This window comes from Exiguobacterium sp. BMC-KP (genome assembly GCF_001275385.1).
Taxonomy (GTDB): Bacteria; Bacillota; Bacilli; order Exiguobacteriales; family Exiguobacteriaceae; genus Exiguobacterium_A.
Window position 1 is genome coordinate 1880811 of record NZ_LGIW01000015.1, and the last position, 14900, is coordinate 1895710.

A 14900-nucleotide genomic window follows, 5' to 3' on the forward strand; every position below is an offset into this window, starting at 1 on the left:
TTTCATTTAGACGATTTTTCGCTCAGGTTCCGCACCTTTTAGCTGTGCTTGAACTTGATCGAACTCGTCATAGATGGCTTGACTTGGTTCCTTCGTCACGAGACTACCGATGACGAGCGCAATCGTCGAAGCGATGAAAGCTGGAATCATCTCGTACATTTCTGAAATGTACGATGGTAATCCAGCGACGTTCTGATTGATAAGGATCCAAGCGATGACGACGACGGATCCCGTAATCATTGAAGCCAGTGCTCCCGTCTTGTTCATCCGGCGCCAGAGCAAACTGAAAAGAACGACCGGTCCGAACGCTGAACCAAAACCAGCCCACGCGTATCCGACAAGCGTTAAAATCGACTTCTGCGCGCCGAACGATAAGAGAATCGCGAGAACCGCAACGACTAGAACCATGACGCGACCCATGACCATCAATTCGCGGTCTGAGGCACTCCGTTTAAAGAAACGGTGATAGAAATCATTCGTTGCCGCACTCGAAGAGACGAGGAGCTGCGTCGAGATCGTCGACATGATTGCAGCGAGTAAGGCTGCTAGCAGTAGCCCTGTAATGAATCCCGGGAAGAGATCACGTGATAATTGAATGAAGACGTTCTCTGGATTTTTTAATCCAGCACTTTGTTGTGTGAAATAGGCATATCCGATTAAACCCGTCACCATTGCTCCGACGATCGAGAATGTCATCCAAATCATGCCGACGCGACGTGCTGACTTCATCTCATGCAAGTTACGAATCGCCATGAAACGAACGATGATATGCGGTTGACCAAAGTAACCAAGTCCCCAGGCGAGAAGCGAGATGATACCAATCGTCGTCGTTCCTTTGAAGAGTTCCAGTTTCGATCCATCCGTCGACCGGATCGTCTCGAGCGTCTCGTTGATCCCGCCACTTAAAGTAAGGGCGACAGCTGGTACGATCAGTAGCGCGATAACCATGATCATCCCTTGGACGACGTCCGTCCAACTGACAGCAAGGAAACCACCAAGGAAGACGTAAGCAATGACGACACCCGCTAAAATCCAAAGACCCGTCGTATATTCAAGACCAAAGACGGCTTCGAACAAACGACCACCGGCGACAAAACCGCTTGATGCGTACATTATAAAGAATATTAAGATAACTCCAGCTGAAACTGTACGCAAAACACCACTTTTATCATGGAATCGTTTTTCAAAGTAATCGGGAATCGTGATCGCATCCCCTGCATGTGCCGTATACGCACGCAGACGCGGCGCGACGAGTAACCAGTTGGCATAAGCGCCAAGTAGTAATCCAATGACGATCCATCCACTGGACAGACCAGTTGCATACATCGCACCCGGTAATCCCATCAACAGCCAGCCACTCATGTCACTTGCTCCTGCAGAGAGTGCCGTGACGACGGGACCAATCGTACGTCCCCCAAGCATGTAGTCATTCATGTTCTTCGTCCGATAATACGCAATGACGCCTAGTGCGACCATCAGTCCGAGATACAGCAAAATCGCGAACCACATTCCGTTCATCCTTGCTCCCCCTTTTTTTCGTGATATAAGAAAAACGGGCATGCAGGTCGCACACCCGTTTCATCTATTAAACACCATTTCAGAACATTTCTGAAGTTGTTTTTGCTTGAAGATGCAAAGTCAAGTAATCTGGTCCGCCTGCTTTTGAATCCGTACCTGACATGTTGAATCCACCGAATGGTTGGTAACCAACGATAGCGCCTGTGCAACCACGGTTGAAGTAGAGGTTACCGACGTGGAAGTTCGCACGTGCGTACTCTTGATTCGTCCGGTCTTGTGTGATGACAGCACCTGTCAAGCCGTATTCCGTGTTGTTCGCGATGTCGATTGCTTCTTTGAAATCTTTCGCTTTCGTAAAGGCAACGACTGGTCCGAAGATCTCTTCTTGCATCAAACGATCTTTTGGTTGAACGTCAGCGACGACTGTCGGTGAGACGAAGAATCCTGTTGAATCATCCGCTGTACCACCTGCGACGATGCGCCCTTCTTCTTTTGCAACGTCGAAGTACGATGTGATTTTCTTGAACGCTGCCGCGTCGATGACCGGTCCGACATTGTTTGCGACATCCGTTGGGTTACCGATGCTGAGTTTGTTCGTGTTCGCGACAACTTTTTCGAGCAACTCGTCATAGACAGAGTCGAGTGCGACGACACGTGAACAAGCTGAACATTTTTGACCGGAGAATCCGAACGCTGCTTTTGTGATCATGTCTGCTGCGTAATCGAGATCAGCTGACTCATCGATGACCATCGTGTCTTTTCCGCCCATTTCCGCGATGACGCGTTTGAGCCAGATTTGACCTTCGTTCAATTTCGATGCCCGCTCGTTGATGCGAAGACCAACATCACGTGATCCTGTGAAGCTGATGAAGCGTGTTTTCGGATGGTCGACGAGGTAGTCACCGACTTCTGCTCCTGAACCTGGTACGAAGTTCAAGACACCTGCAGGAAGACCTGCTTGCTCCATTACTTCGACGAATTTCGCCGCGACGACCGGTGTCGTCGATGCTGGTTTCAAGAGGATCGGGTTCCCTGCCACGATTGCTGCGACTGCTGTTCCAGCCATGATCGCGAGTGGGAAGTTCCATGGTGAGATGATGACACCGACACCAAGTGGAATGTAGTCATAACGGTTATATTCGCCTGGACGACTCTCGACTTTTTTGCCGTCTTTTAAGACGAGCATCTGACGTGCGTAGTATTCGAGGAAATCGATTGCTTCTGCTGTATCCGCATCCGCTTCGTTCCAAGGCTTCCCTGCTTCTTTAACGAGGTAGGCAGAGAACTCATGCTTCCGCTTACGGATGATGTTCGCTGCTTTGAATAGGACGTCCGCACGTACAGACGGATTGACGAATTTCCATGTTTCGAAGGCTGTGACTGCTGCTTGCATCGCTTCTTCTGCATGTTCTTGTGTCGCTTTTGAGACACGTCCGACGATCTCTTCTTTATTAGCCGGATTGACGGAGACGATTTTATCTTCCGTCGTCACATGTTTTCCACCGATGACGAGCGGATAATCTTTGCCGAGTTCTTGCGTGACGAGTGCAAGTGCCTCTTCGAACGCTTTCTTGTTTGCTTCTTGTGAGAAGTCCGTGAATGGTTCGTGTTTGTACGGAATCATCTCTATTCCCCCTTTAATCTCTACTTTAAATCGCTTACATTCTCCATTGTACAGAAGCATGAGTCCGCTTACAATTATTCTAGTCAAAAAAATAAAGGAGCGACCGATTCGGTCACCCCTTGTTTCTCTATTATTCCTTCGCTTGTGAAAAGACGATCTCTTCATGTTCGATCGAGACTTTGACGTCCTGACCTTGGAATAACCAGTCATCTTGATCCGAGACGACGAAATGAATGCCGTCGACGACCTCTTCGACTGCCACTCGTTCGACCTCTTCCATATGAACGCCAACCGAGAAACCTTGTGTTAAATCCGTTGATCCACCATATTTTGCGAAGAAGCGAATCGTATCGCCCGATTTTGCTTCCATCTCATCTTTAAAGTATTGCAATGCCTCATCTGTAATATGAATTTTCATTTCTATCACTCTCCTTTCGTTTAGTGTACCGATATCCTACTCAAAAAAGCGAATTTCCTGTATGGTAGAGACAAGATTAGCTATGGAATCACCATGAAACACTCATCTAGGAGGAATTCGAATGAAACGATCGCTCGTAGTCTTGCTTGCGACCAGTCTCGTACTCGTCGGTTGCGGAAACGATTCCCCGTCTTCTACAGATACCAAATCCCCGAAGACGACGGAAACGAAACAACAGAAGGCAGAACAAGCCGTTCTCGATGTCTATCAAACATATGAAAAAACGCTCGGTCAATCAGGACGAGCAGATGCAAAAAATCTCGCATCGATTGAATATACAGGTGACGCAAAACAACTCGAACCACTCGCCGTTGGTGCGAAGAATTTGAACGTCGTTCCCGGTAAGGTCATCAAGTCGTTCCAAAAGGGCGACGTCGCTTATATTATCCACGAATTCAAGGATGCGAAAGGATCAATTCTCCCGAACCGTGGGTCAAAACTGTTATTAAAGAAAGACGATGAATGGAAAATCGTCCTAACTCCTACGACATTCGATCCGTCCGTCTTCTCGACACTTGGTGACATGTTCGTTGGATTTAATGCTGATGAGTATGGCGTCAATGCAAAAGCCGCCGACGAGATCGGAAAAACGGATGAAAAAGAGCAGGATGCGGTCTTCTCTCGCGTCAATGCGCAAACCGATTATATGGCGCTTGAGATGAACAGTAACATTCTCATGATTTATGGTGAGGCGCTGAAGAACGAAGGAAATCCTGAGACGCTCGCCGATTACTACGAGGATTATGCAGATTGGTATGAGGAAGAACAACCACTTCTCATGAAGACAGCAAAAGCCGGTACGGATTATGAGAAATACTTGATTGCTCTCGATCCATTGAAAGAAAGTCTTCAAAAAAAGCTTGAGAAATATGCGGATCAATTAAATATGGAACTAGGATAAGGAGGATTTTTCATGCAAGCACCTACATTCACCCTTCCGAACGCACAAGGAGACTCGATTTCCCTCGAGGATTATCGTGGAAAAAAAGTCGTACTTTATTTCTATCCGAAGGATTCAACACCTGGTTGTACGACTGAGGCATGTGATTTCCGAGATGCGACGCAAGCGTTTGAAGAAAACAATACCGTCATTTTGGGAGTCTCTGCCGATAGTCAGAAACGACATCAGAATTTTATCGCAAAATATGAATTACCATTCCAATTGTTATCAGATGTCGATCATGAAGTCTGTGAACAGTACGGTGTTTGGCAACTAAAAAAGAATTACGGTAAGGAATATTTTGGGATTGTTCGTTCAACATTTCTAATCGATGAGTCCGGTGAAATCGTGAAGGAATGGCGCAGTGTGAAAGTAAAAGATCACGTTGCAGAAGCACTTCAGTATGTGCAACAACAAAAATAATGCAAAGAACCAGTTGATTGAATCAACTGGTTCTTTTTGTATTCAAACATTCAAAAAACTCCTAATTTTATCCTTAGATAAAAATAATTAAATAAAAAAACCATTGGTATCACACATAAATTTAATAATTTTGAAATAATCTGAAAATATTCTATTGATTTTTCTGAATATTGTATTTATTATTGATAACAAGTTGATCCGGTGCTTTCCACAGCTTAAGAATAAAAGGCGATGACCCCTCTTATTTTTAGTCGGACACCGGATCGCTATCCTATCGGTTCTTATCGTTTCACCAGATATATCTATTTCTTTTGGGAGGGATTTACTTTATGAAGAAGAAAAAAGCACTTGCACTCGTAGGAGCACTGACAATCGCTGGATCAAGTCTTGCTGCATGTTCGACGGCAGATGAAGGTAAAAAAGAAGGCGGTTCGACATCTGGAGAAAAATCTTCAGACAAACAAATCTTAAATTTAACAAGTGCTTCAGATATTCCAGCACTTAGCCCAACAGTCGCAACAGACTCAGTATCCTTCACAGTATTGAACAACGTCCAAGAAGGTCTATTCCGTCTTGATGACAAACAAGAAGCTACACCAGGTGTTGCGGAAAGTGTTGATGTTTCGGAAGATGGACTTACATACACGTTCAAGCTTCGTGATTCTAAATGGTCGGATGGCAGTGATGTCACAGCAAAAGACTTCGAGTATGCATGGAAACGTGTTCTTGATCCAAAAAGCGGTTCACAATATGCGTATATCATGTATCTCATCGATGGTGCTGAAGCGTATAACACAGGAAAAGGAAAAGCAGATGATGTTGCCGTTAAAGCAGTTGACGATAAAACACTTGAAGTTAAGCTAACACAACCAGCTGAATACTTTAAATCATTGACTGGTTTCGGTTCATTCATGCCATTGAAACAAGAATTTGTTGAAAAACAAGGGAAAAACTTCGCGACGAAGCCAGATACATTCCTCTACAACGGACCATTCGTCTTATCAGACTGGAAAACAGAGGTCGGTTGGAGCTACAAGAAAAACGATCAGTACTGGGATAAAGACAACGTTAAACTCGAAGAGATCAACTACAAAGTCGTTAAGGAAACATCGACTGCAGTCAACTTGTACGAAAAAGGTGATATCGATCAAGTTGGTCTGACAAGTGAATTCGTTGATCAGTACAAAGACAACAAAGACTTCGATACACGCCTTGATGCATCGATGTACTATATCCAAATGAACTTCAAGAATGAACTGTTGAAAAATAAAGATATCCGTAAAGCGATTGACTCTGGGTACGATAAAGAGCAGATGGCAAAAGTTCTTTTAAACAACGGTTCAATCCCAGCTTATTACTATGTTCCAAAAGAATTCGCTAAAGGTCCAGACGGTAAAGACTTCCGTGATGGCAACGAAGGATTCGGTTCATTCGATGCGTCTTCTGCGAAATCATCGTTCGAAAAAGGATTGAAAGATATCGGTAAAAAATCAGTCAAACTCGAGCTTCTTTCGTACGATGACGATAACTCGAAGAAAATCTCTGAGTACCTTAAAGGCGAATGGGAGAAAAACCTTCCAGGTCTTGAAGTCACGATCAAACAACAGCCGTTCAAAAACAAACTTGAGTTAGAATCAAAAGGTGAGTTCGAACTATCATTCGCAGGATGGGGACCTGATTACCAGGATCCGATGACGTTCCTCGATATGTGGGTAACAGGTGGACCATACAACCGTGGTAAGTACTCAAGCGATAAGTATGATTCACTCATCAAATCAGCTCAAAAAGAAGTAGACGCTGAAAAACGTTGGCAGTCGCTTAAAGACGCTGAGAAAACTCTCCTAGAGGACGATCAAGCGATTTCTGTCATGTACCAGCGTGGGGCTTCCTACTTACGTAAGCCGTATGTTAAAGGTATCGTCAACCATAAAGTCGGTGCTGATACTTCATACAAATGGGCATCAATCGAAGGAAAATAAGTTACATCAAAAGACCAGATTCGCTGACGAGCGTGTCTGGTCTTTTTTTCCACCTGTGTCCTTTGTCCTATTTTTCTGAATAGCATTAAAATTTCGTGTCATTCTGTTTTCATTTTTATGACTTCGTTTTATACTAGCAAAGAATCCGATTCACTTTTTTTACAATAATTCATTAAATTTATTCATAATTAATGGAAATGAACCGATATATTTACCACAGAGGACTTTTGCCTCAATACTCTACTTTACTAGGAAGGAGGACTCACTCATGAAGCAACGCGTACTTACAAATCAAAAGAGTTATACAGAAGAACAGCTCGAGATGATTGAAGCGATTCGCGCAGTCGGTGAACTCATCCAGGACCGCCCAAGACGAACAGTCTATCGTCGTTATGCCCTCGTCAATGACTGGCCACAGCCAGAAAATATCGTTCGTCAATTTGGTTCTTGGCCAGAAGCTTTGTCTGCAGCAGGTTACGAATGGAACGTTGATCAGCAACCCGAAGAACTCGAGCGTGCACCGAAGTATACAAAAGATGAAATTTTAAAATCATTCAATCGTTATGCTCAAGATGTCGGCTCTACCATCACACTCAAGAAGTATCAAATGTGGCGTAAATCCGTTCATCATGCACCGAGTCACTATCATATCGTCAAGATGTTCGGGTCATGGCATGATGCCTGTACTGCAGCAGGGCTCGAAGCTAGTGTGACTTACTCAAAAGCTGAACTCGCTGCCTCGCTTCGTCAAGCTATCGAGGAAGTAGGATTTTCACTTTCATTTGAAGCCTATCGAGAATGGGCGAAACGAAACAATAAGCCCTCGACGAAAGCTTTATTGCATCGTTATGGCTCATGGTCTGCTGCTATCCATGCCATTGAAAATGAAATTCGTCTTACTAAACAACAACAAGCTCAATGAACTCATTTATCTTTTTAGTCCTTTCTGTCTAGCCGAAAGGACTTTTTTTCATCAAAAAAAGATGACGTCACCGTCATCTTTACTGTTTGAATTAAATAACCTTTTCTTTCCACTCTTGATATGATGCAACACGGTCGCGTCCTTGGAATTTCGCTCCGACATACATCGCGCGGTCTGCATTCCGTATCAAACTCGCTAAATCACCAAGTTCTTTTAGCGTGTCAACACCGATACTCGCTGTAATCTCAAGTGTATGACCTTCCACTAAAATCGGATGCGTGTGCAACGTTTCTCGAATACGCTCCGCAACGATCTGTGCAGATTCCAGATCCGTATTCGGCAGTAAGATAACGAATTCTTCTCCTCCATAACGTGCAACGAGATCCGTTATTCGCGTAGCTTGCATCAAGAGCTTAGCCACTTCAAATAAGACGACGTCCCCAATTTCATGACCGTACGTATCATTGATTTGTTTAAAGTGATCGAGATCAATCATTAATGCGGAGAACGGATAAAGATCACGTTGTTTAATCCGACGATCACCCCACTCTTGTAACGCACGATAATTAGGTAATTTCGTCATCGCATCTGTTCGGCTATCAATCAAAAGTCGCTCGCGTTCATGCGCTCGTTCTACAGCCCAAGATAAGACACGTAGTGCCCGGTATAATTCGTAGCCAAAATCTTTTGTAAACTCTCCACTTGCTTCCGATGCAAGCAATAGTGAACAGTTGATCGTCTCCGTTGCTTCAGGTTGAATAAACAACACGGATTGAATCTCTTCTGGTAAACAGTCATACAGTCGAATATCCCACTCCTGCTGCATACCATAAATCAATACTTCCTCTTTTTCAATGATGTCTTCAATGATTCGTCCTTCGACATGATCAGCTTTTAACTTCCGACCATCTTTTAATGAATAATAGACACTCTGTTTTCCTTCTTCAAAATCAAATTTGATCCAAGCGATATCAGGTTTGACGAATTGATTAAGCTGTCGTAGATAACGTTCGATGATAAACTGCGCATCACCGTCTTTCCATGCTGCTTCTTTTAAACGTTCAATTTGTTCCCAGTGCTCGATCCGATCCGATGCCTCGACAGAGCTACCGAGAGATCGCTTGATGATGAAGAGTGCAAACGCTGCCATTACAAGTCCGCTGTTCCCGTTTCCTTGCACGACGAGCGTACTGAAAATGCCGTATAACAGTTCTGCCGTGATCACAACTGCTTCAAAGCGTAACAGCTGAAACATGACATCACTTGGAATGTTCTCCCCCAAAAGAAATCGTGAAAGCTGATACTGCAGCAATAAAACGATCCATAAAATAATGACCATCGCAAGCAATGGAATGATATTGTCAGTTAATTGAAAGGCATCACCGTGTGTCCCACCTAAGAGATTATAAGCAAGACCTGCCGGCACGATTAAGAAAAGTTCTAGCGCAACATTGAACGGATAATTATGTAGCATCCGTCGCCTTCCGACTGGCGTATGAATCGTACGCAATTGATAAATCAACATAGTGACCTGTCCCACGCAGATGGCAGAGAGCATACCATATGTCAAAAACGTGAACAGCACAAAACCAAAATGAAACGTAAAGCTCATATGTCGACGGCGAACTGGATCGACGACAAAAATAGTGGATAAGGCAGCAATTAATAAAAATGTAAATAAGTCGACGCTGAGGCTATAATCCTTAGACTTCGCAAAAAGATCGATGCCAATCACGATTAAGAAAAACACAACCCAGCTTCGAAGGAGATATTGTTGAAAACGGCGCACTAGACATTCCCCTTCCTCTTTCATTTATCGTCTAAAATTGTAATAAATTGTTAATTTCATTATTCATTTTTTTGAGCAAAATGTCGAACTTGAATCGTTTCTTTTGATACACTCATACATGAGGTGATTTTTTATGACAAAAACGTTTACTCAACATGCTTTTGATACGTTTCACATTGACGGTCTTGATTCACGAATGAGTGCCATTCGCGAACGAATCCAACCAATTTTTCGAGATATCGGTCACGAAGTCGCACCTGACTTGATCATGGCGATAGAAGAAGATATGCACGTTCATATTGCACAACATGCTAGACGCAAAGTAAATCCACCACAAGATACGTGGATGGCTTTCTCACCAGATAAACGCGGCTATAAAAAGCATCCACATTTTCAAGTCGGACTGTTTGATGACCATCTGTTCATTTGGCTTGCCTATATTTACGAGCTTCCAAACAAACAACAGTACGCCTCTCAACTACTCGAACACACGGATTTGCTAACAAAACTCCCGAAAGACTTCGTCATCTCATACGATCATATGAAAAAAGATGCTGTTCTCGTACACGAGACCGACATCCAATCAGGGTTAAAACGCTTCCATGATGTCAAAAAAGCAGAATTCCTCGTTGGACGTCACATTTCAGCAAAACAAGTGAGTACATTAACACGTGAAGAATTGTTAGATGTGATTCGAAATACCTACTCGCATCTCGTACCACTCTATAAAACGATTAAATAAAAAGGATGGCCGAATCGGTCATCCTTTTCATTAGTTATATTTTACTAGAATTGACATGACTTGTGTACGGTCAGAGTTTAAATTTAGATAAATGTTGACCTGTTTTGAGGAAACAGTCATGACATTGAATGTTTTATCGAGTTTTGCTTTCGAGTATGCTTGTTTGACATCTTTGACTGTAACCGTCCGTTTAACCTGTTTTGGATCATAAACGATGGCACTGACTTTCGCTTTTGCATCCTTCACACCGTACGTTGAACAATAATGCATTGCTTGATCCGCTGACGTTAAGCCATTTCCACTTTGGCACCAGTTCGAACTCTTTTCGCCTTTGTACGCTTTATGTACTTGCGCAAGTGTCGTTTTTTCAAGAACGACTTTTCCATCGAGTGAACGTGCTTGTTTCGCTTGTGTCTGAATTTCTTGAAGCCATTTGACATCAGTCTGTTTCGTTGCTTCGACCGGTTGATTATATGAAGTGCCTGACACAATACTGACAGTGAGTGCGGCAGTTAAGATGATTCCTAAGACTTGTTTCATGATGATGTCCTCCTCTGCGCCTATAAAAAGCGTTGATAATAAACTGATTCCCCTATTTCAAAAAATTATTCAGTTTTTATAGTTTTTTTATGGAAGTTTATTTTTACTTTTCTATAAGTATAAACAAAAAGAACCTAGTGTCTCCTGACACTAGGTTCTTCCTCATTTTTTATGCATCTTAAACTCGAGAAACAACTCGTTGTAATGAGCGAGCATCTTCTTACCGAGGTTCTCATAGACTTCAAGCGTATCCGTAACTTGTTTATCAGGATAGAATCGTTCGTCAGTACGAACCGATTTGTCGAGCAACTTCAAGCCTTCTTTGTTCGGTGTCGAATACCCAACGTAGTCAGCATTCTTCGCTGAAATATCTGGGCGCAACATGAAGTTGATAAATTCATACGCACCTTCGACGTTTTTAGCCGTTTTTGGAATGACGACATTATCGAACCAGACGTTTGACCCCTCTTTTGGAATCACGTAGTCAAGGTTCTCGTTTTCGCTCATGATCTCGTTTGCATCACCAGACCAGACGACACCGAGTCCTGCTTCTTCATTCGCGAGGAGTAACTTGATTTCGTCACCAACGATTGCTTTGACGTTTGGTGTCAGACGCATCAAGTTTGCTTTTGCTTCTTGTAATTTTGATTCATCCGTTTCATTCAACGAATAACCAAGACTATTTAAGCTCATCCCCATGACTTCTCGAGCACCGTCAGCGAGTAGAATTTGATTCTTCAGCTTTGGATCCCAAAGATCCTTCCAGCTTGTCGGTTTCTTCCCACCAATCAAGTCTTTATTATAGACGATCCCAACTGTTCCCCAGAAATACGGAATCGAATACTTGTTTTTCGGGTCAAATGATAAATCCAAAAAACGCGAATCGATGTTCTTGAGGTTTGGAATCTTTTGATGGTCGATCGGTAGAACAAGCTTCTCATCGATCATCTTCGCGATCGCGTAATCAGACGGAACGGCAATATCGTACGTCGTTCCACCCTGTTCGATTTTCGTCAGCATCGCTTCGTTTGAATCGAATGTTTGATAGACGACCTTGATGCCGCTCTCCTTTTCAAACTGTTTGATCAGTGCTGGGTCGATATAATCGCCCCAGTTGTAGATGTTCAGGACATTTTTACCTGAATATCCTTGTGTCTCATTTAACTGATTCAAGGTGAAAAGAATGACACCTGAGATCAGGAAAATCGCGGCGAACAATTGAATCAATTTTTTCAACGGTCATTTCACCTCCGGTCGCGAAAGCTTCGTAGCAGCTCGTTGGTTCAAGAAGTAGTAGCCGATGACGAGTAAGAACGTAAACAGGAAGATGACAGTCGACAAGGCATTGATCTTCATCGAAATCCCTTGACGGGCGAGTGAGTAGATCTCTACAGATAGTGTCGTAAAGCCGTTTCCTGTCACGAAGAACGTCACAGCAAAATCGTCCAGTGAGTATGTCAATGCCGTAAAGAATCCGGCGAAGATACCAGGCGTGATATACGGCAAAATGACTTTCGTCAAGACATCCCAGCGGCTCGCCCCTAAGTCACGTGCTGCATCGACGAGCGTTGGACTCATCTCTTGTAACTTCGGCAAAACGAGAATGACGACGATTGGTACTGAGAACGCGATGTGCGACAGTAAGACCGACGTAAATCCAAGCTGGATGCCAAGTAGCGTGAAGAAAATCAAGAACGATGCCCCGATGATGACATCCGGACTGACGATCAAGATGCTGTTCAGTGTCAGTAATGACGTCTCGACACGTTTCTTGCGGACGGCTTGAATTCCAATCGCTCCGAACACGCCAAGAATCGTCGAGATCGCGGCTGACAACAAGGCAATGACAAGCGTGTTCAAGACGATGATCAACAAGCGTGAGTCTTGGAAGACTTCCTTGTACCAGTCCCACGTAAACGAATCGAAGTTCGTCATGTTATCGGCGCTGTTGAATGAATAGAACGCGAGATAGAAAATCGGAGCATACAAAATGATGAAGACACCGATCAGATAAAGATTTGCTAGTTTCAGACGTTTCATCAAGTCGTCGCTCCTTTCTTCCGTTTCGTACTCGTCAAGGCAAGGATGATCGCCATCGCGATAATGAGGAAGACGGCAATCGTTGCTCCCATACCCCAGTTCTGCGTCACGAGGAACTGCTGTTCAATCGCCGTACCGAGCGTGATGACGCGGTTCCCGGCAATCAGACGTGTAATCATGAACAGCGACAATGCTGGAATGAAAACGAGCTGACAGCCTGATTTCACACCGTCAAGCGTCAGTGGGAAGACGACACGACGGAATGTCGTGAAGTTCGATGCTCCGAGGTCACGTGCAGCGAAGACGAGTGACGGACTGAGTTTTTCAATCGCATTGAAAATCGGCAAGATCATGAACGGAATGAAGATATAGACCGATACGAAAACAAAACTGAAGTCGGTAAAGAGAATCTGTTGCCGTCCGATGCCGATCGCTTCAAGCGTTTGATTCGCTAGACCATACGTACTGAACAACCCGATGAACGCATAAGCTTTCAATAATAGGTTAATCCATGTCGGTAAGATGATCAGTAACAACCACAGTTGCTTGTGTTTTGTTTTCGTCAAGAGATAGGCCGTCGGATAACCAATCAAGAGTGAAAACACTGTGATTAAAAAGGCGTACCAAAACGAACTGAGCGTCATCGTCAAATAAGTCGACGTAAAGAAGTTCTGGTAGTTCTCAAACGAGAAATTACCGTCTAGGTCGAGAAACGAATAATAGACGACGAGGACGATCGGTGCGATGACGAACAAGGCGATCCAGAATAGATACGGAATGAGATACCAGTTACGTGATTTCTGCATCATAACACCCCGTCGTAAGATTCCAGACGCTTATCAAATTCTTCCTCTGTCTCGTTCAATCGCATGACGTGGATCGCTTCTGGATCAAATGTCAGACCGATTTGCTCACCCACTGTTGCTTTTTTCGTACTATGGACGAGCCATTCGTTGCCGACTTCATCCATGCAGGCGATCTCATAGTGCACGCCACGGAAAAGTTGCGAATCAACAGTGACTTGCAGTTTCCCTTGTGTCACGTTTGTGATCTCAAGATCCTCCGGACGGATGACGATCTCGACCGGTTCGTTCAGTTCAAGACCCCGGTCAACACATTCAAATTCCTTTTCTGCGAACCAGACCCGGTAATCTTCGACCATGCGCCCTGGAATGATGTTCGACTCCCCGATGAAATCAGCGACGAAGCGGTTGATCGGTTCGTCGTAGATATCTGTCGGCGTACCCGATTGTTGAATGACACCATGATTAAGGACGAAGATCTCATCCGACATCGCAAGTGCTTCTTCTTGGTCGTGCGTGACGAAGATGAACGTGATCCCAAGACGACGTTGCAAATCACGGAGTTCATATTGCATCTCTGTCCGTAATTTCAAGTCGAGCGCTGAAAGCGGCTCATCAAGCAAGATAACTTCCGGCTCATTAACGATTGCTCGGGCAATCGCGACACGTTGTCGTTGTCCACCCGACATCTCCGTGATTTCCCGCTTTTCATAGCCGGACAAGTTGACGAACTTCAACGCATCGGTCACACGTTGTGCGATTTCCGCTTCTTTGACCTTCTTGATTCGAAGACCGAAAGCGATGTTTTCAAAGACATTTAAATGTGGGAAGAGCGCGTAATCCTGAAAGACGGTATTGACTTGACGTTTGTTCGCTGGTACATCATTGATGCGTTTTCCGTTGAAGACGATGTCTCCCTCTGTCGCTTCTGAAAAGCCGGCAATCAATCGTAAGATCGTCGTTTTCCCACAACCCGATGGTCCGAGTAAGGTATAAAACTTCCCGCGTTCGATTTCGAAGCTCACTTGGTCGAGGACGGTCTGATCGTCATATCGTTTCGTGACGTCCTTGAATTGAATGATCGTAGTATCTGCCAATCTAG

14 protein-coding genes are annotated in these 14900 nt (G+C 44.2%); 5 read left to right on the forward strand and 9 right to left on the reverse strand.

What is annotated here, in order from left to right; genetic code table 11:
• Positions 1–6: 6 nt before the first annotated feature.
• The 3 genes from putP to ADM98_RS15505 form a co-directional block, all read right to left on the reverse strand.
• Complete coding sequence (gene putP / locus ADM98_RS15495; RefSeq protein WP_053454260.1) at positions 7–1518, reverse strand: sodium/proline symporter PutP; 1512 nt, start codon at positions 1516–1518, stop codon at positions 7–9.
• 79 nt (positions 1519–1597) lie between these two features.
• Positions 1598–3142, reverse strand: a complete 1545-nt coding sequence (gene pruA / locus ADM98_RS15500; RefSeq protein ID WP_053454261.1) for an L-glutamate gamma-semialdehyde dehydrogenase — start codon at positions 3140–3142, stop codon at positions 1598–1600.
• A gap of 130 nt (positions 3143–3272) precedes the next feature.
• A complete protein-coding gene (locus tag ADM98_RS15505) occupies positions 3273–3560 on the reverse strand; it encodes a HesB/YadR/YfhF family protein (RefSeq protein ID WP_053454262.1) in 288 nt (95 codons plus the stop codon).
• Between the two features lie 121 nt (positions 3561–3681).
• On the opposite strand from ADM98_RS15505, the gene ADM98_RS15510 reads away from it, so the two are divergent.
• The 4 genes from ADM98_RS15510 (at position 3682) to ADM98_RS15525 (ending at position 7884) form a co-directional block, all read left to right on the forward strand.
• Positions 3682–4521, forward strand: coding sequence for a hypothetical protein (locus tag ADM98_RS15510; protein ID WP_053454263.1), 840 nt, complete (start codon positions 3682–3684; stop codon positions 4519–4521).
• A gap of 12 nt (positions 4522–4533) precedes the next feature.
• Positions 4534–4983: a thioredoxin-dependent thiol peroxidase gene (gene bcp / locus ADM98_RS15515; protein WP_053454264.1), complete on the forward strand. Its 450-nt coding sequence runs from the start codon at positions 4534–4536 to the stop codon at positions 4981–4983.
• 329 nt (positions 4984–5312) lie between these two features.
• Entirely contained in the window at positions 5313–6962 is a 1650-nt protein-coding gene (locus tag ADM98_RS15520; RefSeq protein ID WP_053454265.1) for a peptide ABC transporter substrate-binding protein, read from the forward strand.
• Positions 6963–7230: 268 nt separating this feature from the next.
• Positions 7231–7884, forward strand: a complete 654-nt coding sequence (locus tag ADM98_RS15525) for a homing endonuclease associated repeat-containing protein (protein ID WP_053454266.1) — start codon at positions 7231–7233, stop codon at positions 7882–7884.
• Between the two features lie 91 nt (positions 7885–7975).
• Here the strand turns inward: ADM98_RS15525 and ADM98_RS15530 are convergent, their stop codons facing one another.
• A complete protein-coding gene (locus ADM98_RS15530; protein ID WP_053454267.1) occupies positions 7976–9673 on the reverse strand; it encodes a GGDEF domain-containing protein in 1698 nt (565 codons plus the stop codon).
• Positions 9674–9806: 133 nt separating this feature from the next.
• Between ADM98_RS15530 and ADM98_RS15535 the strand changes: the two genes are divergently transcribed.
• Positions 9807–10415 carry a YktB family protein gene (locus tag ADM98_RS15535; protein ID WP_053454268.1) on the forward strand — a complete coding sequence of 203 codons (609 nt, stop codon included), beginning with the start codon at positions 9807–9809 and terminating at the stop codon, positions 10413–10415.
• 30 nt (positions 10416–10445) lie between these two features.
• Here ADM98_RS15535 and ADM98_RS15540 read toward each other — a convergent pair whose 3' ends face one another.
• The 5 genes from ADM98_RS15540 to ADM98_RS15560 all read right to left on the reverse strand — a co-directional run bounded on the left by ADM98_RS15540 (position 10446) and on the right by ADM98_RS15560 (position 14895).
• Complete coding sequence (locus tag ADM98_RS15540) at positions 10446–10955, reverse strand: hypothetical protein (RefSeq protein ID WP_053454269.1); 510 nt, start codon at positions 10953–10955, stop codon at positions 10446–10448.
• 162 nt (positions 10956–11117) lie between these two features.
• The gene (locus ADM98_RS15545) at positions 11118–12191 is read right to left on the reverse strand and encodes an ABC transporter substrate-binding protein (protein ID WP_053454270.1); all 1074 of its coding nucleotides are present in this window, start codon (positions 12189–12191) and stop codon (positions 11118–11120) included.
• 3 nt (positions 12192–12194) lie between these two features.
• Positions 12195–12995, reverse strand: a complete 801-nt coding sequence (locus ADM98_RS15550) for an ABC transporter permease (protein ID WP_029342587.1) — start codon at positions 12993–12995, stop codon at positions 12195–12197.
• Entirely contained in the window at positions 12995–13804 is an 810-nt protein-coding gene (locus ADM98_RS15555) for an ABC transporter permease (protein WP_029342588.1), read from the reverse strand. Before ADM98_RS15555 ends, ADM98_RS15550 begins: the two co-directional genes overlap by 1 nt.
• A complete protein-coding gene (locus ADM98_RS15560; RefSeq protein ID WP_053454271.1) occupies positions 13801–14895 on the reverse strand; it encodes an ABC transporter ATP-binding protein in 1095 nt (364 codons plus the stop codon). The genes ADM98_RS15555 and ADM98_RS15560 overlap by 4 nt, the downstream gene beginning before the upstream one ends.
• Positions 14896–14900 lie beyond the last annotated feature (5 nt).